Consider the following 25,796-nt stretch of genomic DNA (forward strand, 5'->3'; position numbering starts at 1 on the left):
GGAACTAACCTGATTTGTAAGTGAGCTTGTGAAGCTTAAGTGAACAGCATTGGATTCTCAGAAAAAAAATACGGTTTACTGTTCCGCCTGCGCCCATGTGGGAACGGTGTTGGAACGGCGTACGAGAATGGCTTTCTGAAACTCTGCCGCGTTGATGAACTTGACGATGCGTTCTGTCTCTTCTTCGTCGCAGCCAATGAGCACTTTGGTCAGAAGCTCCCGCTCGAGAATGTCCGCCTGCACAATAATCGCGGTGACGCTAAGGCCCTTGCCTTCGCCTTTAAACCCGAGCAGCGGTACCCCGTTAGCACTGATGGCGTCCGTGATCCGTACATAGTCCACCGGATAGGAGAGCCGCGGATAGTCCACGCTCGGCGATCCGGCCTGCCGAATGGTTTCCATATTTCCTGAAAGAACCAGCGTATCCAGCTTCTGCCAGAAAAAAACATTGTTTTCCAGTTCACTCGATCTCGTTGAAGACATAAATGATATCCTGCCTTTCCATAATTCTTCCTTCCCTGACCGGCACTTTTTGCCCGGTAAAAGAAGAAAAAGCGGCCGCAGAAAAGCCCTGCGTGCAGCGGGACTTGGCGGCGCATTTTGTTACATTTTCTTACATTCTAGCGCACAAAGCGCAGAGCGGTGTTTCTTTTCTTCTATCCCTCGTATTGGGTGCGATTTTCGCCGCAAACCTGTCGATTTTCCCTCAAAATGGCGCTTTTTCACGCCTGTAATCTGTCCGGGATAACAAAGTAAAACGGTCTGCCATGAAAAAGCAGGACCTATGAAAAGATCCTGCCTGACTTTCCTGTTTTTCTGGGACGTGCCTGTCCGTAGGAATTACTGCGCTTTGGGCTGGCACTCTTCGAGATAGTCCCAGACGGGAATATTCTGCGCGCCGTCCCAGTCGATAGTGGAATCGAGATTCCAGAGGGAGACGGTATGTCTGGTTTCGTCATAGCCAAACGCGCCGTCCACCGGCTTGCCGTCTTCAATGCGGTAAATCGCCGGCGTATAGAGGAAATAGGGGAACAGTTCCAGCAGACGCTTGCCGTCTTCGGTATCGCTGACCAGCGTTTTGGCGCCTTCCTCTTTGCGGAACAGCTTGAATTCGGTGGTATCGAGATGGTAGACCGTGATGTTGTCATGTTCGTTTTTCGTCTGATCGATATAGCTGCTCATCGCGGCACAGAACGCGCAGCCTTCCCGCTCGACGAGCAGAGGGAAGGTTTTCTTTTCCTCTAAGAGCGTATCGAGTTCATCCATCGTCACATCAATAACGGTATACGGCTTTTTCGAAGTATTCGAACAGGCCCCCAGCACAAGGCTGGCGCAAAGCGCGCTCGAAACTAAAACATAAGATTTCATCGCCTGTAAATCCTTTCTGCGGCCTGAAGCAGACGCATGATATTTTCCGCCTGGGCTTCGAGCTTTTCCGGACCGCTTTTGAGAGCCTGTGAAAACGACATAGCCCGGTCCGCGGTAGAAAACAGCGCGTCGATCCCCAGATCGTACAGCTTTTCATAGCCGGTGGAGAGGGCTCCGCTGATGACGACGACCGGTTTATCGTACTGGCTGGCCATTTTTCCGATCTGCGCGACCGCTTTTCCGTTGGCGGACTGCTCGTCGCTCTGCCCTTCCCCGGTAATGACAAGATCCGCGTCCTGAATTTCTTCAATCATACGGCTTCCGGATGCAAGAAGGCGGATTCCGGACTCGATGCGGGCGTCAAAGACGGCGCCAAGCATGCCGCCCAGTCCGCCGGCCGCGCCGGCTCCGGGATATGCATTGAGATTAACATGAAAGGTCTGATCAATTTTCGCGCAGAACCAGCTCATTGCTTTTTCCACGCCCGCGATCTGAAACGGACGCAGACCTTTCTGCCGGCCGAACACATGCGTGGCTCCGTTTTCTCCGATAAACGGATTGGAGACATCGCAGGCAGCCACAAACTGAACCGACGCCGGGAAGGAAAATTCCCGCTTGTCGATGAACGCGATTTTGCTTAAGTTCTGCGCGCTCGGCCGAAGCAGATGACGGCTGCGGTCGTAAAATCTGGCTCCAAAAGCGCCCAGAAAGCCCATGCCGCCGTCATTGGTTCCGGTTCCGCCCAGTCCGATCACGACTTGCTGAGGGGAAAGTTCGCGAATCAGTTTAGCGCAAAGCTGGCCAAGTCCGTGGCTGGATGCTTCCATCGGCCGTCTGGACGGCCTTGGATAGAGCGTCAGGCCAAGAACAGACGCCGCTTCCACACAGACGGTTTTGCGTTCAGGCTGCCAGGCGTAGCTGACGGTCAGCGGCCGTCCATACAGATCGTGCGCTTCCGCCTTTTCCACACGCGCCTGAAACGCCTGCGCGAACGCTTCGACAAACCCTTCGCCGCCGTCGCTGATACAGAAGCTGCTGCACTTGGCCTGGGGGTCGGCTTTGTGTATGCCTTTTTCAATTCGATAATTGGCCTCCCGGCTGCTCATGCAGCCTTTATAGGAGTCCGAGGCGATAAAGATTTTCATGGTTTCATGATACCAGCCGTCCGCATGCGCTCTGTGTAAATCCGCGTGTTCTGACAAATGATTTGGGGATTACATTCCATCCCGCTATAATTTTAAAAAGCCTTGGGACCTGTAAAGTCTTCCTGCAAGACCTCTCTTTTTTTTCAGGTCGCTTTTCCTGTCTGCTCTTTTTGGAGATCTTCATTTTTGAAGTTCTCTGCTTTTAAAGACTGACAGCGAACCGACACGGCTTTCGATCATTAAAGGATAAATTATGGAGAAGAAAACCATTGTACTTGGCGTGACCGGATCCATTTCCGCTTTCAAGGCCTGTTCGATCGTCAGTTCTCTGACGAAAAAAGGCTATGCGGTCGATGTGATTCTGACCCGGCATGCCGCCGCCTTCGTGCCCCCGCTGACTTTTGCGGCACTTTCGCACCGCGATGTATACGTCGATGAGTTTGACGGCACGCACGAAGCACTCATTCCGCACATTGAACTTGCCCGCCGCGCCGATCTGTTTGTGATCGCGCCGGCGGATGCCAATATACTCGCCAAAGCCGCCTGCGGTATCGGCGACGATCTGCTCTCTTCCGCGCTGCTCGCCTGCATGTGTCCGATTCTGGCTGCGCCGGCCATGAACGTCCACATGTATGAAAATCCGGCAACGCAAACCAATATTGCCACTCTCGCTAAACGCGGCTGGTCCTTTATTGAACCGGGTGAAGGGATGCTGGCGTGCGCCGAAACGGGAAAAGGCCGTCTGGCTGAACCCGAAGAGATCGTTGCGCACATCGAGAGCGCCCTTCACAATCAGGAAGAAGCATCTGCTGCTCTCGAACCTCTGCCTTTAGCCGGCAAGCGCGTGGTCGTTTCCGCCGGTCCGACGCAGGAAGCGCTCGATCCCGTCCGTTTTCTGTCCAACCATTCTTCCGGCAAGCAGGGCTTTGCGATTGCGACAGCTGCCGCCAAACTTGGTGCGGACACTGTACTCGTCGCCGGCCCGGTTCATCTGCCTACGCCAGAAAATGTGAAACGCATCGATATTGTCAGCGCGCTCGATCTGGAAAAAGCGATGAAGGAACAGGCCGAAAGTGCGGATTTCATCATCATGGCCGCCGCCGTTGCCGACTACCGCTTTGCCACAACGCATGAGCAGAAAATGAAAAAATCGGGCGATACGCTGACGATGGAATTCGTTAAGAGCCCGGACATTCTGCGCGGCCTTGGCCAGAATAAGCGAGACGATCAGGTGCTCTGCGGCTTTGCGATGGAAACCGAAAATCTCGACGCGAATGCCAGAGAAAAAATGCTGTCGAAAAACTGCGACCTGCTTGTCGCCAACAATCTCCACACCCAGGGCGCCGGCTTCATGACCGATACCAATATCGTTACCCTCATGACTCCAGACAGCCTGTCCCATCTGCCCCTCCAGACGAAAGAAGAGCTCGGCCGTAAGATTCTGCTGACGATGCTCGAAATCCAGAAAGGAAAACACGACCATGCTTCTGTGCATTGATGTCGGAAACTCAAACATCACCATCGGTGTCTTCGATCAGGACGACCTGATCTGCACCTACCGTATGAACACCAAAGTGCGCCGCACAAGCGACGAATACGGCTTCATGCTCCACTATTTCCTGGAAAACGCCAAAATCAAGACGGAACAGATCGAAGGCGTCATCGTCTCTTCGGTTGTCCCGAAAGTGATGCACTCCTTCCGCAACGGCATTGTCAAATTCATCGGCATCGAGCCGCTCGTCATCGGTCCAGGCGTCAAATCCGGCGTGAGCGTTCAGCTCGAAAACCCGCGCTCCGTCGGTGCGGACCGTATTGCGGACGTCGCCGGTGCCATTCAGGAATACGGAACGCCGCTGCTGGTTGTCGATTTTGGAACCGCGACGACGTACGACTATGTCGATGCGGACGGCGTCTTCAAAGCCGGTGCCATCGGCGTAGGCATCGAAAGCGGCGCCAACGCCCTCTGGGGACAGACCGCCCAGCTGCCGGAAGTCGAAATCAAGAAGCCGCGCTCCGTTATGGGACGCAACACCCAGACGGCCATGCAGGCGGGAATTTTCTACCAGTTCCTGGGCGGCTTTGAAAAAACGGTGGAAGCCTTCCGCAAGGAATGCGGCGACTTCAAAGTCATCGCCACCGGCGGTCTTGGCCGTGTGATCTGCCAGCACACCGACTATATCGATGTGTACGATCCCAACCTGATTTTCAAGGGGCTCAAAACGGTGTATGAGCGAACCCGGGAATACGAGAAGGCAAGAGCACAGGCAAAAGCGGGCGCCTAGAAAAGCGGATCTGCCTATACTGAATTCGCGGAGGTAGCGAATATGGCAGATTCCAAACAGCCTGTTTCAGAAGACGAGAAGAAATACCAGGACCTGGTTTCGCTTTACAACCAGGTTCAGGACTATTTTCTGCATCGTTACATGAAGGTCAACCACAACAATATGGATATGAAAATCCGCGTTCTCAAGGAACGTCTTGCGGGCAAAACGCCCCCTGAAATCGGACCCGACTGGGATACCGTTCAGGAAGAAGAATAATTCCCGTTTCTCGCGGATCGAGCCGGTCAGGCGACCGGCTTTTTTCATGGAATTTCAGGCCAGATCGATCGACTTTTCGGTCAGAACGTCCGGAAAAGATCCAGACAGAAGGACCGAATCCAGCGCTGGCGCTGCAAAGACGAAATCCCCCAAAGAAAGGTTCAACCGCTGCATTTACTATTTCAATTCACCCCGTTGAAAATTCCGTTTTCCACAAGAGGCTGTGCGTTGTTTTTTGCGGCCGACCTGCGTATAATTCCGTATTCGGGCGGCTTTGGCCTTTCTCTGGCAGCAGCCCTGATCCTGCTTGTTTCGGACTTGTCGCAGCGATATTCCCGGAGGAATCCTTCTGGAAAATTCAGACATGGATACGCTATGCACCGATGGAAGCGGGACTTTTTGTGTGTCTGCACGGTCTGGGACGACTTGGCGAAACCGGCGTGCAGGCCCACCGCAAACGATTTAAAACCATTCCCTCAGGGAATCCAGGAGAATATACACTATGGAAACTGTATCTTACGATGTCTTGATTATCGGTGCAGGTCCCGGCGGTATTTTTGCGGCGTATGAGCTGACCCGGCTGGATCCGACTTTACGCATCGGCGTTCTCGAAAGCGGCGCTCCCCTTTCCAAAAGAAAATGTCCGATCAACGGCACCACCGTTCCTTCCTGCGTACGCTGCCCGTCCTGCTCGATCATGAGCGGATTTGGCGGAGCCGGCGCCTTTTCCGATGGCAAATACAACATCACCAACGAATTCGGCGGCACCCTTTACGAATACACCGGCAAAAAAGAAGCCATCGAACTGATGGAATACGTCGACGAAATCAACTGTAAATGCGGCGGCGACAAGACGCGTCTTTTCGAAGGCAGCGATGCCCGTCTTTACAAGAAATGTCTGGAAAACAACCTGCATCTGCTTAAGGCGAACGTCCGTCACCTCGGTACCGACGTCAATCTCGTCGTTCTGAACAATCTGTACAACGAACTGAAGGACAAAGTGGACTTCCACTTCTTCCATCATGCCGATTCGATCGTCGCCAAGGACGGTCGCTACATCGCCTGGTGCAGCGACGGATCCCGCTTTGAAGGCGATCAGATGATCATCTCCACCGGCCGTTCCGGCTCGCGCTGGATGGAATCCATCTGCAAGGATCTCAACCTGAAATCCCAGGCCAGCCGCATTGACATCGGCGTTCGTGTGGAAGTGCCCTACGTCACCTTCAGCGAACTGACCGATTCTCTCTACGAATCCAAAATCGTCTACCGTTCCAAAAAGTATCAGGACAAAATCCGTACGTTCTGCATGAACCCGCATGGCGTGGTCGTCAACGAAAACACCAATGGCATCATTACCGTAAACGGCCATTCGTATTCCGATCCGTCCCTGTTTACGGAAAACACCAACTTCGCGCTGCTCGTCTCCAGCCACTTTACGGAACCGTTCCATGAATCCAACGCCTACGGCGAATCGATTGCCCGTCTGTCCAACATGCTCGGCGGCGGCGTGATCGTACAGCGCTTCGGCGATCTGATCCGCGGTCAGCGCTCCACTCAGGATCGCATCGATTCCGGCTTTGTCCGTCCGACGCTGAAAGCTACTCCAGGCGATCTGTCTCTGGTCATTCCAAAACGTCAGCTCGATGACATCATCGAAATGATTTACGCACTCGATAAGGTAGCGCCATCGACGGCCAGCGACGATACGTTGCTCTATGGCGTGGAAGTCAAGTTTTACAACATGGAAGTCGAAGTCGATCACCATCTCGAAACATCCCGCAAAGGCCTTTACGTCATCGGCGACTGCTCCGGCGTTACCCATTCCCTCTCCCACGCGTCCGCAAGCGGTGTCTATGCGGCCCGCAATCTCATCGAATCCCGCAAGCACAAAAACTGATTCCTCGATCGGCCTTCTTTAAGGTATATGCATAAGGCCATCCCTTTAAAGGAGGAAAAGCCATGAACGATTTTGAACGAATGTGCGCAAAGCGCGAAAAGAAAATGCAGGACCTCGAAGACCTGTCCAGCCAGATGAGTCAGCTTCTGGACGCGCTGAAAGCCGGTCAGGACAGTCTGAGCGAGCTGTATGACTGGTATTTTAACGGCAACTGGCTGGCGGATCGCGATTATGAAGAAAACCATCCCCTGCCTGAAAATCAGTCTTCCGGAATTTTCAGCGAAGATGGTCTCTACAATTTGTTTCAGACACTCGATGAACAGTGTGAAGATCTTCGAACCGAGCTGAACCTCTGGCAGAAACTGCTCAATCCAAACGATTCAAAATAAGCACACCAGCGATCTTTGTACCGCCCGCTTCTGGGCGGACCGTCGGATCGATCGTACCGTTTTGCACCTGCTTTTTGGCGGGTGCTTTTTTACTGGGTTTTCTTTCGATCCAGCTTTCTTTGAAGGGCGATCAGGCCAAGCAGAAGCATCCACATGGCTCCAAACAGAAGCAGCAGATCGCGGTAGTGCGTTTGCGATCCGGTTTGCGGACTTCTGAGCGGGCTTGGCGGTGTTTTCGTATTCGTCGACGGGGGATTTGTACCAGGCTGCGGTGTCGGGCTGCTCTTTCGATCGGCGTACGGTACTGCAATGGTCAGCGCGTTTTGCGTCTGCAGCCTTTCGTCAATAAAAAGCTGACCGTCTTCGAGCAGCTCGGCTTTGACGATCCGTGAACTCAGATCATAGCCTTCAGGCGCTTTGGTTTCCCGAATATAAATGGTTTCTCCCAGATCGAGCGTGAAGCGCGCAAAGCCGTTTTTGGGATCGCCGGCGACTTCGTTGCGCAGATTCTTGCACTCTTCATCCCGATAGGCGGAAAACGCAAAGTTTTTTGACGTAATGGCTTTTCCGTCTTCGTCAGTCTTGACGATTTGCACGACTGGCAGCGGCAGCGACTTGGCGCTGACTTTTACCCGGTATTCGAGCGAACCGTTTTCCTCGTTAAACACGGGAAGCGCGCAAAGAAAATCCGGAATCCGGTTGTAGCCGGACGGCCTGGACGTATGGATCAGAAACAGACCGCATTCGCCGGTTTCAAAGAGCGCCTGACCGTTTTTATCGCTCGTACATGTAGCGATCGGCTTGCCTTTCGCCGCGGATAAAATGTCGAGCGCCTTGTAGAGGGCGTCGGCGCTTTGAAGATCTTCCGGCTGCAGGGAACAGTTTTTATACCCGTCCAGATATTCGAAGCCGCCGTTTTCGAGCCGGGCACACTGGTACAGCTCAAATTCCACATCGTGCCCATTTCGATGGTCTTCCGTCTCTTCCAGCTCGATCAGAATCGCCGGAGAAGGCGACTCTTCGCTGGCCGCATCGATTTCGGCTGCGCGAACGGGCAGACCGGACAGGCAAAGACACATCAGCAGCGATATGAGAAGCTGTCGGATTCGATTCAAATCACATTCTCCTTTCCAACTTTAAAAACAAGCCTCCTGCTTTATCGTTTTGTATTTCGATAAGGCAGGCATTCAGCGTCTTTTCCTATGAGCGAAAAAGCGCGCCAGAAAAACGAGTCCGACCAGACCGAACAGGGCAGCCGGCACGAGCAGAAACAGCCGGGAAACCGGCGAAGAAACCGAAAGCATCGGCGAAGCGCTCTGACGCTCTTCTTCCATATCCTGGGTATATTCCGTGCGCATCCCGCTTACTAAAAGACGGTGTGAATTGATGCCAAAGGGCGTACACGTAATGAGCGTCACCCGATCTTCCTCCGGATCGATTTTCAGCTTCTCCGTTTTGGACGGTTCCACTACCTGAATGTCGCAGACGCGATAGGCAAGCGTCTCGAGCGGATTTTCGATCAGAAACAGATCCCCTTCTTCCAGCTCATCCAGGCGCGTAAACAGCATCGCGCTCGCCATGCCCCGGTGCGAAGAAAGCAGGCAATGACTGCCTTTCCCGCCGCAGGGCAGCGAAGACCATTCCACATGTCCGGCTCCGCTGGCCATGCTCTGCGCACTGGCTCTGGGATAAATCGGCAGATGGACCCCGATTTTGGGAATGGAAATCGAACCCATGATCGAATTGCCGTTCCAATCGAGCTGTTCTTCATAGCCGTCCTGCTCCCGGGAAGGAAAAGCCCCGTCCAGATCCTGCGCAAGTGCCTGATTGTAGCGCCTGGCGTTCTGATCGATCGCCTCGAGTTTTTGAACATCGCTCTTCTGCGGTGTCTGGAGCATGGAGCGCACACTGTCTTCCTGCGCCGCCTTCGTCCAGGAAAAAGAAAGCGCCGGCAGCATGCTGAAGCCAAGACCCAGAACGATCAGAAGGAGGGAAAGCGTCTTTCGGATGTTCTTTTTACGACCCGCTCTCTGGCCGCGCTTTTTCATTGCTTCGGACCTTTCTTTCGATTTTTTCGTTTTCCAGATTCAGCGTTTTCCATTTCGTCTTCCGCTTTGGATTTGCGGCGGCTGGCCAGACCCAGACTCAGTCCGCCGATAACGAGCAGGCCGCTCGCGCCGAAAGAAACCAGCGCTGTACTCGATCCGCTCAGAGGCAGAACGAGAGACGTCCGGTTGACCACATCCATATAAAGGGCCAAAGGATGGATTGACGTTTCGAGTACTTTTTCCACGCGTTCGTCCTGGCCGAGCACATGGTTGGTAATGACCGCTCTGGCTTCGAGCGTATTCAGGGTTTTGAGATCGAGATCCTTATCGCCGGCTGTGTATTCATCGCGCTGATTGGTAAACGTCGGAAGCACATCGAGCTGAACGGGTTTCGACAGTCCGCGATAGCCTTGCGGCGCGCGCGTTTCCTTCAAATAGACGCTGCCCTGATCCAGTCCGTAAATGCGGAAAATCCCATCGGCGCCGGTGACCATTTCGACCGCCTGCTTTTTCAGATCCGGATTTTGCGCAATTGCGTTTTCGTTCATAACAAAATAGCCGTCTTTCGCTGGTCGAAGCAGAATTTCCCGGGTGCACGCTTCGTCTTCATACAGGCGGAAGGCTGCATCCTTAAGCGGCTTGTCGGCGTCATTGATCTTTGTCGCCTTCAGCGCATAGGAATAGCTGACAACGGTATCCCATGGGGTGAAGTTGTGCTTTCCCTGCCCGTCCGCACGCGGATCACTGGAATACTCCAGACGCGCATCGTTTTCCTGCGCGGTCATGCCTTCGCCGCTGGTAAAGGCGTTTTCATTGAATTCGCCTTCAAATTCGATGCGCAGCGTCTGGCCGTACACGTGATTTCCTGTAGCATCGAATTTGGGCAGAATGGAATTGACCAGCCCCTTCACGTCGTCAAAACAAACCGCAAACGTTTCGCCTTCCGTTCCGGTTTCGACCCGATACTGACCGGCGGGAATGGTTTTGATCTGGCTGCCTTCCACAAAGCTGCAGCGAATGGAATCCGGATGCAGAGTCAGACCGGCGTCCATCACATCGTGGATTTTCATGAAGTACGTATCGTATTCCTCCATCGACGGCACGGCGACATCGATGCGATACGGAATGTTCTGCCCGCCCTGGTAATCGCCGATATCGTTCCAGCCGACATTCTGATCGTCTTCTTCAATTTTCTTGATCAGCTGCGGCCGCTTCCTTTCAGCTGCACGTCCATGTTTTTCGTCCACGTATCCACCACGCAAAGCGAAGCGGCCTGATGAGTCTGCGCGCTTGAGGGGATGTCGGCTTCATTGAGCAGATACCAGCCCGGCTTAAGATTTTTGAACACATACGATCCGTCCGCCGCGGATACGTCCGCCTGCGTAATCGTTACCCGCTTTTCCGGATTGGCATACTGCATCAGATTGGGACGCAGACTTTCAACAAACTGCCGGAAATCGGACTGAACGCCTTCCGGCTGGCCGACAATCGTGCGATACGTTTCGACTTCGTCCAGGATCTGCTGGTCCGTCATGTCCTGGAGCGCAATGCCTTTTCGATCGCAGATCGTTCGAACGAGCGCCGGCTTGCATAACGGGTTGATCGTGTAGTGAATGGAACTTCCATCTTCGGCTTCCTGAGCATCCATCAGGCGATACAGTTCAAACTTGCGTCCCGCCAGCGATCCGGTATTTCCCGGGTGCAGCGTAATGGTGCACGTCTGCGCCGCCAGAACTGGATGGACCAGAAGCGGCGTATACATAGCCGTCATGCCGCTCAGTCCCAGGACGGCGCTTAAAGCCAGCGCCTGCGGCCATCGTCTTTTGTGACTCATCCGTTTGTTCCCCTCTTTCCGTTTTTCTTTTTCTCTCTTTGCTTAAATGCGGGCGTCCGCATAAGCAGCCCGACAGTACACAACGTAACGGCCATGCCGCTAAAAAGCAGCGCCTCCTGACTTCCGCTCTGGGGCAGAAGGAGCTGTTTCGCATTGGAAACTGTCCATTTCAGAACGGGAAGGCCGTTTTCGTCCTTCTGCAGACTCCAGCCTTCTGGCCAGGCGGATTCGCCTTTGTAATCGACTGTAATCTGCAAATTGCCCTGCGAATCGCGCGCAAATCGAATCGCATGAAGCAGCGGATTTCCCGTTTCGTCCGTTTTCATCCGATAGCCTTCAGGCGCTTTCGTTTCGGCGATGTAATACAGACCGTCCGCTTCGATTTCAAAATGAATTTCGCCGTTTTCGCCGCTCTCTTTTTTCTGAAGGACACTCTGGCGATCTTCGCCGTACAAAGTAAATTCGGCGCCCCGCAGCGGCTCAGTGTTTTCGTCGACTTTTTGAATTTTCAGTTTTGCGCCGCCTGAATCGTTTGGAATGGACAGGCGGCCGTTTTCATGGCGCTGCCCATCCTCCAGACCCTGGATCTGAACGCGTTCGCCCTCAACGATGACTGTCAGCACATTGGCGGCTGCCTGATACCCCTGCAGCGGCTGCACTTCCTGAATCGTGTACGTTCCGTCGGTCGCATAGGAAAAGGCGATTTCGCCGTTTTCGTCCGTTTTTAAAATTTCTTCGGTTCCATCCGGTTTTCCAAGACGGAATTCGACGCCGGCTAAAGGCGCATTGGTCTGCCGGTCGTATTTGAACAGAATGGTGTCGATGGGCGTCTCTTCGAAAATAAGCGGATTTTCAAACGGGTCGATGGCGGTGTCATCGAGGACGATACCCTTTTCTTCCGGATTGAGAAAGTAGCCGTCGGGCGCTTTGATTTCGCGGATCAGTACGCAGCCAACGGGCAGCACGTGCGTTCCATCGGCGGTTTTGAAAATCTCATCGCCGCTGACAAAATGCGAATCGTCCATTTTGAGACGCCCCTGGCTGTCGGTCTGATAAATCCACGAGTACGCCGGCACGGGCTTCTTTCCGGGTTTGACTTTCACGTTGACGTCCCGGTAATACTCGATTTGAAACTGCGCCCCGGCCAGACTTTTCGACGGTGTGGAAGAGTGAGTCCGGCTGTGCTGCTTTTTCAAAATCAGACCGGGGACAAAGTAGTCCGGCGTGTCCTGGAAGTACGTGTCATTTCCCGATTCCTTGACGGTCTTGCCGTTTTCGAGATGCACCGTCCGGATTTCGGAGGAGAGCTGATAGTTTGGCGGCGCTTTGAGTTCCTTGATGCAGTACCAGCCTTCTTCCAGATCGAGCGTATTCGTTTCGCCGTTGGCCTGACTGATCAGCGTTCCCACCCGTTTGGATTCATCGGGCGTCAGGCCCTGGTAGACGCCAAATTCCGCCCCCGCAAACGAATAGCGCTTGGAGTTGGACACCGTAATCTGGGGCATCGTGGTGCCTTTTTCCATCCACAACCAGCAGTGCGTCGGTTCTTTGGGCGGCTCGCCCTCTCCATACAGCAGCGGCTGCTTGGGCATCCAATGGCCGTTCCAGTTGAGATACTGTCCAGCGACGGTGACCATATAGGCTTTGTAAAAGGTCGGATCGGGTTTGGCCTGAATTTCTTCCCAGAGTTTTGAAACGACGGGAATCCAGCTGCCCTCCAGAGCGATATTGTGCGAAAACGATCCGTTGCCGAGAGCTTCCGAAACCAGATCATCGGTGATGACGATCTGCGCTTCTTCGGAATAGCCTTTGGCGATCAGAATGTTCGCCGGACCGTTATACGCGTAATACAGAACTTTGCGCAAAGCGGGGTTATCGACTTCTACAGGAGCACTCGCCGAATCGCCCCGCAAGGGCATGCCATTTTGCCAGTTGCCGCAAAACGCCCATTTTCCATTCGAGAGCAGCCAGAGTCCGTTGTTTTCGGTGGCAGTGCCTACCCGAACGGACAGGGCGCGATAGCCTTCGACGACCAGACCGGACGCTTTTGGCTTTGCGGCGCGTCTTTCTGCCGGTGAAGCAGAAGGACTGGCTTCGTTTTCTTCTGGGTTTGCCCCGTCTTTGGACGGATCGGATTCCTTCTGCTCCGTTTCGCGATCGCTCTCGTTTTCCGAAGACGATGCGAGAGAAGAGCTGGAGGAGGCATCCCCGCTTGAGCGATCGGAGATCTGTGAAGCCTCTACGTCTGCCTGATCCGCTCTGGCTCTGCCGATTTCTTCTTTTTCAAAACGCGCCCGGATAACCATCGGCGTTTCGACAGGGACGATTTTCTTCCAGGACGCTTTCTGCATCGCATCCCTTTGCGGGACATCATTGATTTCGAGTCGTTCGATGACATAGCCCGGCTGGCTTTCGGCTTCGATTTCGAGAGTCTTTGCGCCTTTCAGATCGGTCTCTGTTTTCTGGCCGGGAGGACATTCGATCGGTTCACTTTCCAATACAGCCCTCAGGCTGCCGCCTTCATTCGTCTGCATCGTCAGCGCAGGAATGTCCGGCGGATCGGTCTTCTGCACGGCGGCACTCGAGAGGCCGCAGCACAGACTCAAAGCGCATAAAAAAGCCCGGGACGACTTGAATAACGCTTGAAACATTTCGTTTTTCCTTTCTTCTTGTCTGGATCCGGCCGTTTGGACCGGCCGTTTTCGCGTCTGCAGTCCGCGATCGATCTGAAGAAAGGATAATCACACGCCAGAGCTGGAGTAAAGATTAAAAATATTCCATAATGATGTGGAATAGAGTGTAAATCATGTTATTTTCCGCATTCCGTCACGCTTTTCTCCCGGTGAAAACCGCCCGCCTGAAAGACGGGCAGGCAGAAAAAAAGCGGCTTCTTCAAACCGTCGGAAAGATTGTTGAAGAAGCCGTCAATGGATTCAATAGTGTGTCTGGAAATTATTTGGACGCTTTGCGTTTTGGCCGGACACCCTTGGCCACAAAGTCGGGATCAATTTTCTGTGCCTTGTAAAGATCAAACTTTTCCCGTTTACAAAACGAGGCAAACGGGCACTTTTCGCATTTGGGGAATCGGGCCGTACAAAAATAGCGGCCGAAAAAGATGAGGTCGTGATGGGCCTGATTCCAGCGCTCGCGCGGCAGCTTGCGGCGCAGCTTTTCTTCGACCTTAAGCGGATCATCGTCAAACTTGGCCAGACCCAGACGCTTGGAAACCCGCTCCACATGGGTATCGACGGCCATCGATGGAATGTCGAAAGCGACGGAACGGACTACGTTAGCCGTCTTGCGGCCGACGCCAGGCAGCGACTGCAGTTCCTTGAACGTGGACGGCACTTCGCCGTGAAACTCTTCTTCGATCTTCTGGGCGAGTGCCACGATGTTTTTGGATTTGGTCGGATAAAGACCAATGCTGCGAATGGTGTCGGCGACCTCCTGCACATCCGCCTTGGCCAGCGAAGCCGAATCGGGCCAGCGGGAAAAGAGCGTCGGCGTGACGCGGTTTACTCCCGCATCCGTTGTCTGGGCCGACAGCACGACGGCGACCAGCAGCTGAAACGGCGTTTCGTGCAGCAGTTCGCATTTGGCATTTGGGAACAGAATTTCAATCTGATCCAGAATTTCTTCCGGTTTCATCGTCTTCCCTCTTCAATATCCTGGGCGCTTAAGCCCTTGGCTTTCCAGTTGACCAGCAGCGCTTCCATGTACGCAATCGAGCGCTTATTGTAGACAGCCGCCTCATCGAGCGCATGCAAAATTGTCGACTGTTCGTACGTGTCGCAAAGCTGACTGAGCCGTTCGAGTTCGGAGGCGGAAAGCGTCCGGCCAAATTCCGCCTGCACGCTGGACAGCAGCGTCTTTTCAAGCGGATGACCGGCAGCCGGCGCCTGATCGAGCAGGCAGTCGAGCATGATCGTCAGCTGCTTGTTTCGGGTATCGATCGTCATGCACCCCTTGTCGGACAGCGAAGACATCGCTTCGTCAATCGCTTCCGGATCGAGTCCAGTTTTCAGAGCCAGCTGTTCGGCGATGACCGGCTGATTCGTTTCCTGCAGGTAGTTGATCGCCAGCAGCGTCAGAATTTCATTGGGTTCGAGCGAAAGGGCATCAATATTTTCAAAAATCCAGGCGGTACGGTTAAACCAGGGGGCGTACCAGTCTTCACGGTTGAGCATGTACCAGGTTCCTTTCATATACCCAGTCCAGGGTGTCGTAATCGAGCATGAGAATCTGTTCGCCGGACTGCAGCTGATACACCGGTGCCGAATAGCCGTACGCGAGTGTGACCGTTTCCGGATCCATGTCGTAAGAGCTGCGCGCTTTTTCGCGCGCCGCTTCGTAATTGAGCGTGGACAGATCCCGCTCCGTAATGATGCCGCCCTGAGCGTCAAACCAGTACAGCTTCTGATCGGTATAGCCCTGCCAGGTGACAAAATCGAATTTGTTTTCCGTCAGGCCCTCGACATGAGGCACCTGTTCTTCAATTCGCGCCTGCACCTGGGCGACCTGCTCATCGTAAAGGCGGGACGGTCCGCTGATAAACAGCGCCCACAGGCAGATGATCATCAAAAAGAGCACCGCAAAAAGAGCGGCCGTCATTGGCCAGCCGTACGTGCCTTTTTTCTGCGCCGCCGGTCCTTTCTTCTGGACGGACGGTTTCTTCTGTTTCGACGAAGCTGCCGCCCTCGCCGATCCTCTTTGCTTACTCATGGCTTCCATTATATCGACTTCTGTATCAATTGGATAACGGATCCCCTGACCTCTATTCTTCCTTTCCGATCGCCCTCCAAAACGGTATGCGCGCCTGGCGCAAAAAGGTGCGCTGCGCTTTCGGAGATCGTTCCTGGCTTTCGTATAATGAAGAAAAAAGGCACTGTCCTTTGAAAGGAGACGGCCCCGTCTGGAGGGCCACATCAGTATGACGACATCGCAAATTCTTCCCGTCGGCGCAAACGCCGACGGTCTCTATGGACTCCTTCCTTCCAAAGCCTGCCGGCACGGACTGATCGCCGGCGCAACGGGAACGGGCAAGACCGTTACCCTTAAAGTGCTCGCGGAAAGCTTTTCCGATCTGGGCGTCCCTGTTTTTCTCGTCGACATGAAAGGCGACGTCAGTTCCCTGGCCATGCCGGGAGAGCGAAATGAAAAAATCGACGCGCGTCTGAAAAGCTGCGGCATCGATCCAGAATCGTTCGCGTTTTGCGGCTATCCCGTCCGCTTCTGGGACGTCTTTGGCGAAAACGGCATTCCGCTGCGCACCAAGATTTCCGATCTGGGACCGCTTCTGCTCTCCCGTCTGCTTTCGCTTACGCCCGCCCAAACCGGCGTACTCAACATCATTTTCAAAATCGCGGACGATCGCGGCTGGCAGCTGATCGATCTGAAAGATCTCCGCGCGATGGCTTCTCTGGTGATGGACGAGCGCAAGGAACTGCAGGCGCAGTACGGCACCATTTCTTCGGCTTCAGCCGGGGCGATCGTACGGGCTTTGCTGGAACTGGAAAATCAGGGCGGCGATCTCTTTTTCAACCAGCCGGATCTGAACATCACCAACTGGCTGACGCTCAACGGCAGTCAGGGCACGATCAACATTCTGGAAGCGTCCCGCCTTGGACAAAATCCTTTTCTTTACTCGACGCTTCTGTTATGGATGCTTTCTGAGCTGTACGAAACGCTTCCCGAAGTCGGCGAAGTCGACAAGCCGAAGCTGGTCTTCTTCTTTGATGAAGCGCACATGTTATTTGAAGATACGCCAAAAGCGCTGCGCGACAAGATTGCGCAGGTTGTTCGTCTGATCCGCTCCAAAGGCGTCAGTCTCTTTTTCATCACCCAGAATCCGTCGGATCTCGATGAAGACATTCTTTCCCAGCTGCAGAACCGCATTCAGCACGCTCTCCATGCCTATACGCCGGCGGATCAGAAAAAGCTCAAATCGGCGGCAGCCGGTTTTCGGCCCAATCCCCGTCTCGATACGCTAAGCGAACTGTCCGCGCTCAAAACCGGCGAAGCGCTCGTCTCCTTCCTCGATGAAGACGGTGCCCCGATGCCGGTCGAAAAAGTAACCGTTCTTCCGCCCCACTCTTCTTTCCAGGCTCTCACACCCTCGCAAATCCAGCTTGTGGAAAGCCGGGATCCGATGTACGACCACTACGCTAAAGCCTTTGATGCCTACAGCGCCTATGAAGCGCTTGAAGAGCAGAAGCGGCAGAAAGAAGCAGACCAAAAAGAAGCAGATACTCGTGCTTCTTCCTCCTCCCGTTCGAAATCCAATCGCACGAATACCCGTCGCGCTGACGAAGACGAGTATGAAAATTACGAAGACGACCGTCGTGCCCGCAGCCAGACCCGGCGCCGACAGAATCGTTCCTCTTCTTCGCGCAATTCATCTTCTTCTCTGGAAAAGTCGGTGAAAAAAGCCGCCCGTTCTTCTGCACGAAGCATCGGGAGAAGCGTAGGCAAATCCATCAGCCGCGGCATTCTTGGCTCCGACAATTCCACCGCCAAACGGGCCGCCGGCAACTTTGCGGGCAGTCTGGTCGGCGATCTCTTCTCTTCCTTTTTCAAGTAAGAAGGCGGGAAGCCTTCTGAGGGCCACTTATATCGTTTGAACGCAGGAAACACAAAAGCACCGGATTTCTTCGATCGGCCGGCGATCGAGAAAGATCCGATGCTTTTCTTCTGTATTTCTATTGCATTTCCGTCTGCTTATCGGGTGCAGAACATTTTGACAAAGCGTCCCGCAGCCTGCGAGGACGATTCCACAAACGAGCTGAACTCTACCGGGTTGTCGTTGTGACCGACAATGTCGCTGAGCGTGCGGATGATCAGAAACGGCAGACCAAACTGGCTGGCGACCTGCGCGATCGCGCCGCCTTCCATTTCGCTGCACGCACTCTGCGGAAAGCGGGAAAACAGCTTTTTGAAGTCATCTTCATACGCCATGAACAGATCCTGCGTCGCCACAGAGCCTGTGGTATACGTCAGTCCCGCTTCTTTTGCGGCGGCTTCGGCGCGTTCGAGCAGGTCTCTGGATGCGGCGAACACTTTGCCGATTCCGTCTTTTCCATCGATTGCCGACGTATCGTAATCGGCCTGAATGGCATAATCCGAGAAAACGAGTTCGCCGACGTGCTGGCCTTCTTTCAGGCCGCCCGCTACGCCGATCGAAAGCAGAGCATCGGGATGATAGTTTTCGCAAAGCAGCGTCGAAGCAATAGCCGCGGCGACTTTTCCGACGCCGGAAAGCGCGACAACGATTTCTTCATCGGCCAGATGGCCTTTGTAAAAGGCAGCTTCCGCAATTGTGCGGACTTCCACATCCGTCATCTGATCGGTAATCGCCTTCTGCTCCTGGGGCATGGCTGCGATAAATCCAAGCATGTTTTTCCTCCTTGCTTCGCAGAAGACTTTATAGCGCTTCTGCCTCGGGGATAAAGCCGGCGGCCTCTTCCATAAAAATTGCGAGACGCATGGCTTTATCGTATACGTCGAATCTGACTGGTGTTACTTAGCCGGTCTGGCTTTGCAGGCGATGAAATACTTTTCGCAGTCCTCGAGCGGGGCTTCGTTAAAGTCGCCGGAAAACTGGAGAATTTCAAAGTCTTCTTCGAGCATCTCTTTTAAATCCGTGTCGGAGAAGACCGTCTGCATGTGATGTTCTTCGACAGTGCGATCGTCAAAGTAGAAGGCGAAGTCCTGATAAATTTTATCGTCCTGCGCCGTGATCACCCACTGTACCTGCACGCCGTCATCAAATTCGCCGGCTTCTTCGTATTCTTCGGCAAACTCATCGAGACGGCAGAGCGAATGGCTGTCAAAAAGAAACAGACCGCCCTCGTTCAGATGCGCCCGCACTTCTTTTAAAAACGCGCGCACTTCGTCCTTGTCTTCAAGATAGTTGAACGAATCGCAAAAGCAGCCGATCATATCAAACCTGGACAGGCCGGACAGATCGCGCATATCGCCCTGTAAAAAGGTGATATTTTCGCTGCCGGGTTTGGCTTTTGCGGCATCGATCATGTTCTGGGAAAGATCGAGCGCCGTCACATCGTGCTGCTTGGCCAGTCGCTCGGTAATTTCCCCGCTGCCGCAGGCCAGTTCCAGAACCGTTTTGCCGGGATGGAACGATTCGATCCAGTCCACCCACTGGTCGGCCGCCTGATCGTCCTTGACGAGGGCGTCATAGTATCGGCCAAGTGTTTCATAAATTGCCATAGTCGTACCGCCTTCTGTTTAAGATCCGATTCTGCGGGAAACAGGGAGTCAGGACAGGCATTGAGCGCATCGAATGCGTCGAATCCATCGTACCCATCAAACGCATCGAATGCTTCAAACGCATCAGCGCCTCCCCCTGTCTGCAAAGCCGGATCGAACTTTGCTTCATGGTAAATGTGTCTTTACAAAAGCCGCCCTGCAGGCAAGGCGGCCAGGTGTCGTTATTCGTAACGGGTAACAGGGCATTCCTCATACAGGCGATCAAGCGAATACAGCTTTCTTTCCTCGCCGGTAAAGAGGTGGATGACGATATCCTTGAGGTCCACCAGAATCCATTTGGATTCCTGGCCGCCTTCCATGCGGACTTCGCCTTTCCAGCCGGCTTCGAACAGGCGGTCCTTAATATTCTGAGCAATGGCAAGATTCTGTTTGAGGTTGCCGGCCGAAGCGATGACCATCGTATCCATGAACGGTGTCATGGTGCGGGTATCGTACACTTCGATATCGGTTCCTTTTTTCTCGCTGATTGCCTTGAGTACAAGATCAAGTACGTCCATTTTTTTGTCTCTCCTTTTCGAGATAGGCTTTGTTTTCTGCTTTGACCAGCAGGAAACCATTATACAGATCATGCAGGCAGGCATGATAGAGGGCGCTGGAATCGTAGCCGCGCAGCGGATCGAGCTTGTCGCTGACAAACACGATCATCGCGTAAGGATCATAGCTCGTGCCTTTGACATGATTGGAAATTGCGTTGCGAATCACCGGATCGTACAGGCCGTAAATGCGCCACACAATTTCACTGCCGGCATAGCCGTGCCAGATCGCGTGGTGTTCCTGCAGGGCGGAGGGCGGAAACGCTGCCTTGACCCATTTGGCCTGTTCTTCCTTAGGAAGATCCTTGGCGATGTCATGAAAGAGTCCGATCAGCCACGCCTTGTGCTCATCGAGATGATGGGCTCTGGCAAGCTCCCGGCAAAGTCTGGCGACGCTGCAGGAATGGGCAAAGCGCGCCGGATCCATCTGCGGCTGGATCCAGGCCGGCAGATACAGTTCGTGATCGAGGCAGTACTGACGTACGCTCTCGGGCATGAGATTCAGACGAAATCCCGTACGAATCTGCGAAGAAGATACGTCGACCGGTTCCATGGACAGACGGATCATTCCGTAGTCCTTTTTCAGCAAGTCGAGCTGCTGCTGGCGGTCGGCGACCACAAAGTGCGCTTCCTTAAGCAGCTGCTGCCAGTCTTTCCATTCTTCAAACTGAGCGGCCTGATCGGCGCCGATCAGCCAGTAAAATTCAATATCGTCAAACTGCTTTTTCAGCGTTCGGATCGTATCGATCGTATAGCTGGTGCCGTTGCGCTTGAACTCCACGTCGCTGATGCGAAAGTGTTCGTTCTGCTGGCAGGCCAGCCGAAGCATGTTGAGTCGATGGACCGGATCGGTGAGTACCCGGTCTTTTAAAGGGGAAATCCGCGCGGGAACGAACCAGACTTCATCCGCGCCAAGCTGCTCTAATGCTGCATTGGCCATGGCAATATGGCCATTGTGTATGGGATCAAACGATCCGCCTAACAGAGCAACTTTTTTCATCAGAGAATCCCCGTCTTCTTATCCGGATTTCTGCGGTAAAGCGTAAAGGTGCGGCCGATAATCTGTACGATATCGCTTCCGGTCTGGCTGGCGCATTCAATCGCCGCCTCGCGGACCGAAATCGCGGCCGTCTTCTGCATCGTCACCTTGACGAGTTCGTGGGCTTCCAGATCGTTAGAAAGGCTTTCAAAGAGCGCTTCTGAAAGGTTTCCTTTTCCAATCTGGATCATGCTGGGGAGATTCATCGCCAGCGTTCTGAGTTTCTTTTTGTTCTGTGCGCTTAACATTTAAATCATCGCCTTTCGAAATGTAATCTGAATGCCCTTGTGGGCGTAAACCGTGATCGAGGAAATGTCCCCCGATACGCAGAACCATCCCAGTCCCTGGATGACTACATCCATTTTCTGACCGGGTTTGAGCTTTGGCGCATGCCATGCCTGCATCGTTTCCATCGAGTGATCGATGGCCGGCGAAAGCATCTCCATCAGATGCTCGTTCCACAGACGGTCGGCATCGCTTTTCTTGCCGCGGTGAATAGGCACGCCCGGGGAGAAGTAGCCGACAATGCTGGCCTTTTTCGAGCAGACCACGTCCATGCGCGCCAGTCCGCCGGCTGCAAAGGACTGATCTTCAAAAATCTGGCAGATGTAGGGCTTGATCGGCTTGACGGGGATCACGCTTTTGAGCATGTCCGCCGGCAGCCACGCCAGATACGACTTTGGATTTTCCAGACCCGGCGTATCGTACAGAATTCGATCGCGCCAGGGACGGGAAATCACGTCGAGGGTGGTTCCCGGGTTGCGGGAAATGGTCAGTTCCCTGCTGTGGAGCAGGCGGTTGACCAGAGTGGACTTGCCGGAGTTGGCGAGTCCCATGAAGATAACGTTTTTCTTTTCGCCCAGGCGGTCGGCCGTCTGGGAAATCGTTTCGAGAATTTCTTCGCTTTTTTCTGAGCCTTTGGTCATGTAGCCGGCAATCAGAATGTCTTCCACCTGAATGTTTTCTTCTTTCAGGCGGCGCGAAACGTAGCTTTTAATCTTTTCGTCGCTCAGCGTAACGGGCAGCACGTCCCGCTTGGTCAGAACCATGACCACGGGCTTGCCGGGAATCCGCTGGTTGAGGCGGCTGATCAGATTGCTTTCGAGATTGAACAGATCGACGGTCCAGAATACGATGCCGTCGAGTTCATTGACTTTTTTCAGGGTCTCTTCCGCCGCGATGCCCTGCTGCATGTTAATCGTCACATCGCCGTAGTGGCGAAGGCGGTAGCAGCGCTGGCAGTAATCGGCGTCCAGGGATGGCGTATAGCCTAAGGCTTTGGGGTCTTCATTCTGGAGCTTTACGCCGCACCCTTTACAGTATTCGGACATATCCGTCCCTCCGATCTATTTTGTGTTTCTTTTCGTAATACGTGTAGGCAGCATTTTCGAGGGCCCGCATGATCGAAGTATCCTTGCGTTCCGTCTCGGACAGTCTGCCGCATAAAATGGTATGCATGCCCGAAATTCGCCCGCAAAGCATATCGGTATACAGCTGATCGCCGACAATGGCGGCCTGACTGGCCCTGACGCTCCGCTTTTTTAAAAAGCGATGCACTTTATGGGGCAGCGGTTTCAGGCAGAACGTCAGCAGTTCGCCCGCGGGCCGGCCGCCCAGCACGTCTTCGACGTGCTTTTTCGTGTTGTTGGTCAGCAGCACGGGTTCAATGCCAGAGTGGCGCACGCGGCGCAGAAATGCCGCGGCTTCGTTGGAAATTTTCGTATCGCCGTATGCGGAAATTGTATTGTCGATGTCGACGAACAAAATCCGGATTCCGTCTTTTTTCAGCTGGCGGATATCCAGATCCAGATAGCGTCGAATGGATCGTTCGGGCAGCAGCAAAGTCATGGTTTTTCTCATTGTATAGGGGATTTTGAAGAATTGTCAAAACGCTCCATCAGGGCCATGGCACAGCGCAGACCATCGAGCGCGGAGGTCATAATGCCGCCGGAATAGCCGGCGCCTTCCCCGCAGGGATACAGACCGTATACGCTTGAAAGCAGGCTTTCCTTATCCCGGAATACGCGAATGGCACTGCTTGAACGGGTTTCCACACCCGTTAACAGTGCACCGTCCAGAAATCCCGGAATTTTTTCTTCAAAGGACAGCAGCGCTTCTTTTAAAGAGGAAGCGATCGGTGCCGGAAGCAGCGTCTGAAAATCCGTAAACACGGTCCCTAAGGGATACGTGGGCAGCACGCCTGCAAAATGGTCCGAGACGTTTCCCTGTACAAAATCGGAAGCGAGCTGAACCGGCGCCCGGTAGCTGTTCGACAGTTTCCAGGCCGCCTTTTCGAGCTGTTCCTGATAGTCGAGACCGGCGAACAGATCCGATCCGGTGTCGGTTTCATCGACTTGTACAAGAAGAGCCGCGTTGGCATTTTTGCCGCCTCGATCATGATAGCTCATTCCGTTGACAACAACCGTTTCCGGCGTGCTCGATGCCGCAATTACGTAGCCGCCCGGACACATGCAGAAGCTGTAGACGCCTTTTCCCGTCGAAGTTTTGGCGGTTACCTGATAGCGGGCCGGAATGAGCAGCGGATCCGTCGCGTGATCTTTCAGCATGGCCTGATCAATAAATTTCTGATCGTGTTCGATGCGCACGCCGATCGCAAACGGCTTGTTTTCCATCTGCACATGGCTTTTCGCCAGCATCCGCAGCGTATCGCCAGCCGAATGGCCGATCGCCGCAATCAGCGCCATGCAGCGAATCTGCAGGAAGTCCTCTTTTTCGTTCGAGTCGTTCAAATCCGAAGACACAATCAGATTCTCCAGACCCTTCTCCTTTAAAATTGCGCGGGCGTTTTCAATACCGGATCCCTTCAGGGTAATGGACTGCAGGTTATCGTGACCATCCGGCCCCGATGTTTCCAGGCCAAGGCCGGCCAGCCGGGTATGGAACAGGAACGTTCCGCCCAGCGATTCAATTTCCGCCCGGGCGTTTTTTAAAATCGAAACAAAGCCGTCGGTACCGACATGGGGATGCTGCTCGTACAGGATATTTTTGTTTGCGCCCAAGCGGACGAGTTCGTCAAAGATTTTTCGCGTGCGCAGATCCTTGGAGCGGGTCGTCAGCTTGCCGTCGGAAAAGGCGCCGGCGCCGCCCATGCCAAACTGCACGTTGCTTTCCGGATCGAGAACGCCTTCTTTCCAGAAGCGTTCGACATCCTTCTGCCGCTCTTCAATCGGCGCGCCGCGTTCAATAATAATCGGCTTGTACCCGTACTGCGCCAGAAGCAGCGCTGCGAAGAGACCCGCCGGCCCAAAGCCCGCAACGACCGGCCGTCCGGCCAGCGGCTCAGTACCCGTCGCTTCAAAACGGAACGTTTCGTCGGGTGCGATCGTCACATCGCGGTTTTTGAGGTATTTCTTTTCGTGCCGCACTTCGGCATCGATCACAAAGGAAAAAAGGACCCTCTGTCCTCTGGCGTCCACGCTTTTGCGATGTACGGACCAGCTCAAAAGATCCTTTTTTGGCATATTCAGTTTTTTCAGAAGCCGGGATTCAATTTCTTTTGGATCCTCACATTTTACCTGATGAATTCTAATCATAATTTAAACCAGCCATTTCAGCCACTCTGCCTTTTTCTGTCCTCTTACGATCAGCGTCGCCAGACCCTGCGAGCAGGCCAGCGTGCCCAGGTAAACCGCCAGATGCACATTGGGCATCAGCAGCAGAAGAATGCGGGCAAACAGAATGTGGCTGACGTAAATGCCGGTCGCTTCCTTGCGCATCGTCTTATACACCGGCTTGGACGGAAGGCGATAGCCGATGAGCATCTGCATCAGAAAATACATCGCCGGTACCAGCGTCAGGTACATGCAGCTTTTATCTGTCAGAACGCCCATCCAGGCATAGAGGGTTACTTCCAGTATCAGGCATACAAACGAGATCGCAAAGCCTGTCGCACTCGCCTGCAGCCGCATGCGGCGCAGCTTCGAAGCGCCCAGTCCGATCAGGACAAAGATCGGCGCAAAGAAGATACCATCGCGTACCGTACCGAGAAGCTTCAGGATAAATCCATAAATGACCGAGACAACCGGCAGGCCTTCCCACATGGGGCCAAAGCAGTTGACCAGCCAGCCAAACAGATAGAGCGCCAGACAGATCATGAGGGTATCCCGCATGCCCTTGCGCGTGTAGAGCCAGTACACAATGGCCAGTCCAAGCATCAGCGCCGGCAAAAACCACAGATGATAATAGGAACCGTTTAAAAAGAAGTCTCGGATCCAGCCAAGCAGGGCCGAGAAGGAAAAGCCGACGGACGCGTAGTTCCAGATCGTATACGGCAAATAAATGACCGTCCAGATGAGATAGAGAATGCCCAGACGCTTGAGCGTATGCATCAGCGCCTGACGGTTCTGCCCTTCATGACCGGGGGTACGATCGATTTTCTGAAAGAGAAAAAAGCTGCTGCAGACAAAAAACATCGGGACTGCCAGGCGGCAGATCGTGGCGATAAAAAACAGGTTGAAAGACTCTGAGATGTCCGCAAACGGGAACGTATGAATAGCGACCACCAGCAGAGCGCCAATATATTTTGCGATATCAATCGCCGGATATTCGCGTTTTGATTTCAAGACAGACCTCTCCTTTCAAAGCCGGAAGTCCTGGCGTCAAATCGGCAGGCTGCGGCTGTATAGGTGTGTATTGGGATGTAATCGCGTCCGAAAAGCGATGCGTTTTTCACGTAGAGTTTTCAGTCTGGCAAAAA

General features: G+C 53.8%; 27 protein-coding genes. 7 read left to right on the forward strand and 20 right to left on the reverse strand.

Annotated elements, in window-relative coordinates; translation table 11 throughout:
- Positions 1-75: 75 nt before the first annotated feature.
- The gene (locus tag Q2J39_RS00005; protein WP_230267173.1) at positions 76-483 is read right to left on the reverse strand and encodes an Inorganic pyrophosphatase; all 408 of its coding nucleotides are present in this window, start codon (positions 481-483) and stop codon (positions 76-78) included.
- Between the two features lie 2 nt (positions 484-485).
- Here Q2J39_RS00005 and Q2J39_RS00010 point away from each other — a divergent pair, with 2 nt between their 5' ends.
- Positions 486-734 carry a hypothetical protein gene (locus Q2J39_RS00010; RefSeq protein ID WP_288338666.1) on the forward strand — a complete coding sequence of 83 codons (249 nt, stop codon included), beginning with the start codon at positions 486-488 and terminating at the stop codon, positions 732-734.
- Between the two features lie 106 nt (positions 735-840).
- On the opposite strand, the gene Q2J39_RS00015 is transcribed toward Q2J39_RS00010, so the two are convergent.
- Together Q2J39_RS00015 and Q2J39_RS00020 are read right to left on the reverse strand one after the other, a co-directional pair.
- Positions 841-1,368, reverse strand: a complete 528-nt coding sequence (locus tag Q2J39_RS00015; protein ID WP_288338668.1) for a hypothetical protein — start codon at positions 1,366-1,368, stop codon at positions 841-843.
- Positions 1,365-2,513, reverse strand: coding sequence for a glycerate kinase (locus tag Q2J39_RS00020; protein WP_230267170.1), 1,149 nt, complete (start codon positions 2,511-2,513; stop codon positions 1,365-1,367). The genes Q2J39_RS00015 and Q2J39_RS00020 overlap by 4 nt, the downstream gene beginning before the upstream one ends.
- Before the next feature lie 253 nt (positions 2,514-2,766).
- On the opposite strand from Q2J39_RS00020, the gene coaBC reads away from it, so the two are divergent.
- From coaBC to Q2J39_RS00045, 5 genes are all read left to right on the forward strand, one after another.
- A complete protein-coding gene (gene coaBC / locus Q2J39_RS00025; protein ID WP_230267169.1) occupies positions 2,767-4,011 on the forward strand; it encodes a bifunctional phosphopantothenoylcysteine decarboxylase/phosphopantothenate--cysteine ligase CoaBC in 1,245 nt (414 codons plus the stop codon).
- On the forward strand, positions 3,995-4,795 hold the full coding sequence (locus Q2J39_RS00030) for a type III pantothenate kinase (protein ID WP_230267168.1): 801 nt from the start codon (positions 3,995-3,997) through the stop codon (positions 4,793-4,795). The genes coaBC and Q2J39_RS00030 overlap by 17 nt, the downstream gene beginning before the upstream one ends.
- Positions 4,796-4,837: 42 nt before the next feature.
- Positions 4,838-5,053, forward strand: a complete 216-nt coding sequence (locus Q2J39_RS00035; RefSeq protein ID WP_288338673.1) for a hypothetical protein — start codon at positions 4,838-4,840, stop codon at positions 5,051-5,053.
- Positions 5,054-5,555: 502 nt separating this feature from the next.
- Positions 5,556-6,950 carry an NAD(P)/FAD-dependent oxidoreductase gene (locus Q2J39_RS00040; protein ID WP_230267166.1) on the forward strand — a complete coding sequence of 465 codons (1,395 nt, stop codon included), beginning with the start codon at positions 5,556-5,558 and terminating at the stop codon, positions 6,948-6,950.
- Positions 6,951-7,012: 62 nt separating this feature from the next.
- Complete coding sequence (locus Q2J39_RS00045; RefSeq protein WP_230267165.1) at positions 7,013-7,339, forward strand: DUF4298 domain-containing protein; 327 nt, start codon at positions 7,013-7,015, stop codon at positions 7,337-7,339.
- Between the two features lie 89 nt (positions 7,340-7,428).
- On the opposite strand, the gene Q2J39_RS00050 is transcribed toward Q2J39_RS00045, so the two are convergent.
- The 8 genes from Q2J39_RS00050 to Q2J39_RS00085 all read right to left on the reverse strand — a co-directional run bounded on the left by Q2J39_RS00050 (position 7,429) and on the right by Q2J39_RS00085 (position 15,943).
- Complete coding sequence (locus Q2J39_RS00050) at positions 7,429-8,454, reverse strand: collagen binding domain-containing protein (protein WP_288338676.1); 1,026 nt, start codon at positions 8,452-8,454, stop codon at positions 7,429-7,431.
- Between the two features lie 72 nt (positions 8,455-8,526).
- Positions 8,527-9,387, reverse strand: coding sequence for a class C sortase (locus Q2J39_RS00055; RefSeq protein WP_230267163.1), 861 nt, complete (start codon positions 9,385-9,387; stop codon positions 8,527-8,529).
- Complete coding sequence (locus Q2J39_RS00060) at positions 9,384-10,634, reverse strand: isopeptide-forming domain-containing fimbrial protein (protein WP_288338679.1); 1,251 nt, start codon at positions 10,632-10,634, stop codon at positions 9,384-9,386. Before Q2J39_RS00060 ends, Q2J39_RS00055 begins: the two co-directional genes overlap by 4 nt.
- Positions 10,586-11,221, reverse strand: a complete 636-nt coding sequence (locus tag Q2J39_RS00065; protein WP_288338681.1) for a hypothetical protein — start codon at positions 11,219-11,221, stop codon at positions 10,586-10,588. The genes Q2J39_RS00060 and Q2J39_RS00065 overlap by 49 nt, the downstream gene beginning before the upstream one ends.
- A complete protein-coding gene (locus Q2J39_RS00070; protein WP_288338683.1) occupies positions 11,218-13,872 on the reverse strand; it encodes a SpaA isopeptide-forming pilin-related protein in 2,655 nt (884 codons plus the stop codon). The genes Q2J39_RS00065 and Q2J39_RS00070 overlap by 4 nt, the downstream gene beginning before the upstream one ends.
- A gap of 301 nt (positions 13,873-14,173) precedes the next feature.
- Complete coding sequence (nth, locus tag Q2J39_RS00075) at positions 14,174-14,869, reverse strand: endonuclease III (RefSeq protein ID WP_288338685.1); 696 nt, start codon at positions 14,867-14,869, stop codon at positions 14,174-14,176.
- Complete coding sequence (locus Q2J39_RS00080) at positions 14,866-15,426, reverse strand: DnaD domain-containing protein (protein WP_230267159.1); 561 nt, start codon at positions 15,424-15,426, stop codon at positions 14,866-14,868. The genes nth and Q2J39_RS00080 overlap by 4 nt, the downstream gene beginning before the upstream one ends.
- Positions 15,395-15,943, reverse strand: coding sequence for a hypothetical protein (locus Q2J39_RS00085; protein WP_288338688.1), 549 nt, complete (start codon positions 15,941-15,943; stop codon positions 15,395-15,397). The genes Q2J39_RS00080 and Q2J39_RS00085 overlap by 32 nt, the downstream gene beginning before the upstream one ends.
- A 208-nt stretch (positions 15,944-16,151) precedes the next feature.
- Between Q2J39_RS00085 and Q2J39_RS00090 the strand changes: the two genes are divergently transcribed.
- A complete protein-coding gene (locus Q2J39_RS00090; protein ID WP_288338690.1) occupies positions 16,152-17,801 on the forward strand; it encodes a helicase HerA-like domain-containing protein in 1,650 nt (549 codons plus the stop codon).
- 137 nt (positions 17,802-17,938) lie between these two features.
- Here the strand turns inward: Q2J39_RS00090 and Q2J39_RS00095 are convergent, their stop codons facing one another.
- The 9 genes from Q2J39_RS00095 to Q2J39_RS00135 form a co-directional block, all read right to left on the reverse strand.
- Positions 17,939-18,613, reverse strand: coding sequence for a 5'-methylthioadenosine/adenosylhomocysteine nucleosidase (locus Q2J39_RS00095; RefSeq protein WP_288338692.1), 675 nt, complete (start codon positions 18,611-18,613; stop codon positions 17,939-17,941).
- A 123-nt stretch (positions 18,614-18,736) separates the two neighbouring features.
- A complete protein-coding gene (locus Q2J39_RS00100) occupies positions 18,737-19,447 on the reverse strand; it encodes a class I SAM-dependent methyltransferase (RefSeq protein WP_230267155.1) in 711 nt (236 codons plus the stop codon).
- Between the two features lie 221 nt (positions 19,448-19,668).
- Positions 19,669-20,004: a ribosome silencing factor gene (gene rsfS / locus Q2J39_RS00105; RefSeq protein ID WP_230267154.1), complete on the reverse strand. Its 336-nt coding sequence runs from the start codon at positions 20,002-20,004 to the stop codon at positions 19,669-19,671.
- On the reverse strand, positions 19,991-21,040 hold the full coding sequence (nadD, locus tag Q2J39_RS00110; protein ID WP_288338696.1) for a nicotinate (nicotinamide) nucleotide adenylyltransferase: 1,050 nt from the start codon (positions 21,038-21,040) through the stop codon (positions 19,991-19,993). The genes rsfS and nadD overlap by 14 nt, the downstream gene beginning before the upstream one ends.
- Positions 21,040-21,327 carry a YhbY family RNA-binding protein gene (locus Q2J39_RS00115; protein WP_230267152.1) on the reverse strand — a complete coding sequence of 96 codons (288 nt, stop codon included), beginning with the start codon at positions 21,325-21,327 and terminating at the stop codon, positions 21,040-21,042. Before Q2J39_RS00115 ends, nadD begins: the two co-directional genes overlap by 1 nt.
- Entirely contained in the window at positions 21,328-22,410 is a 1,083-nt protein-coding gene (locus Q2J39_RS00120) for a GTPase (RefSeq protein ID WP_230267151.1), read from the reverse strand.
- Positions 22,394-22,927 (reverse strand): YqeG family HAD IIIA-type phosphatase, encoded by a 534-nt coding sequence (locus tag Q2J39_RS00125; RefSeq protein WP_230267150.1) that lies wholly within the window; start codon positions 22,925-22,927, stop codon positions 22,394-22,396. Before Q2J39_RS00125 ends, Q2J39_RS00120 begins: the two co-directional genes overlap by 17 nt.
- An 8-nt stretch (positions 22,928-22,935) precedes the next feature.
- On the reverse strand, positions 22,936-24,633 hold the full coding sequence (locus tag Q2J39_RS00130; RefSeq protein ID WP_288338699.1) for an NAD(P)/FAD-dependent oxidoreductase: 1,698 nt from the start codon (positions 24,631-24,633) through the stop codon (positions 22,936-22,938).
- Positions 24,634-24,636: 3 nt separating this feature from the next.
- The gene (locus tag Q2J39_RS00135; RefSeq protein ID WP_288338700.1) at positions 24,637-25,662 is read right to left on the reverse strand and encodes an acyltransferase; all 1,026 of its coding nucleotides are present in this window, start codon (positions 25,660-25,662) and stop codon (positions 24,637-24,639) included.
- Positions 25,663-25,796 lie beyond the last annotated feature (134 nt).

The sequence above is a fragment of the uncultured Allobaculum sp. genome, from assembly GCF_948576815.1.
Lineage (GTDB): Bacteria > Bacillota_I > Bacilli_A > Erysipelotrichales > Erysipelotrichaceae > Allobaculum > Allobaculum fili.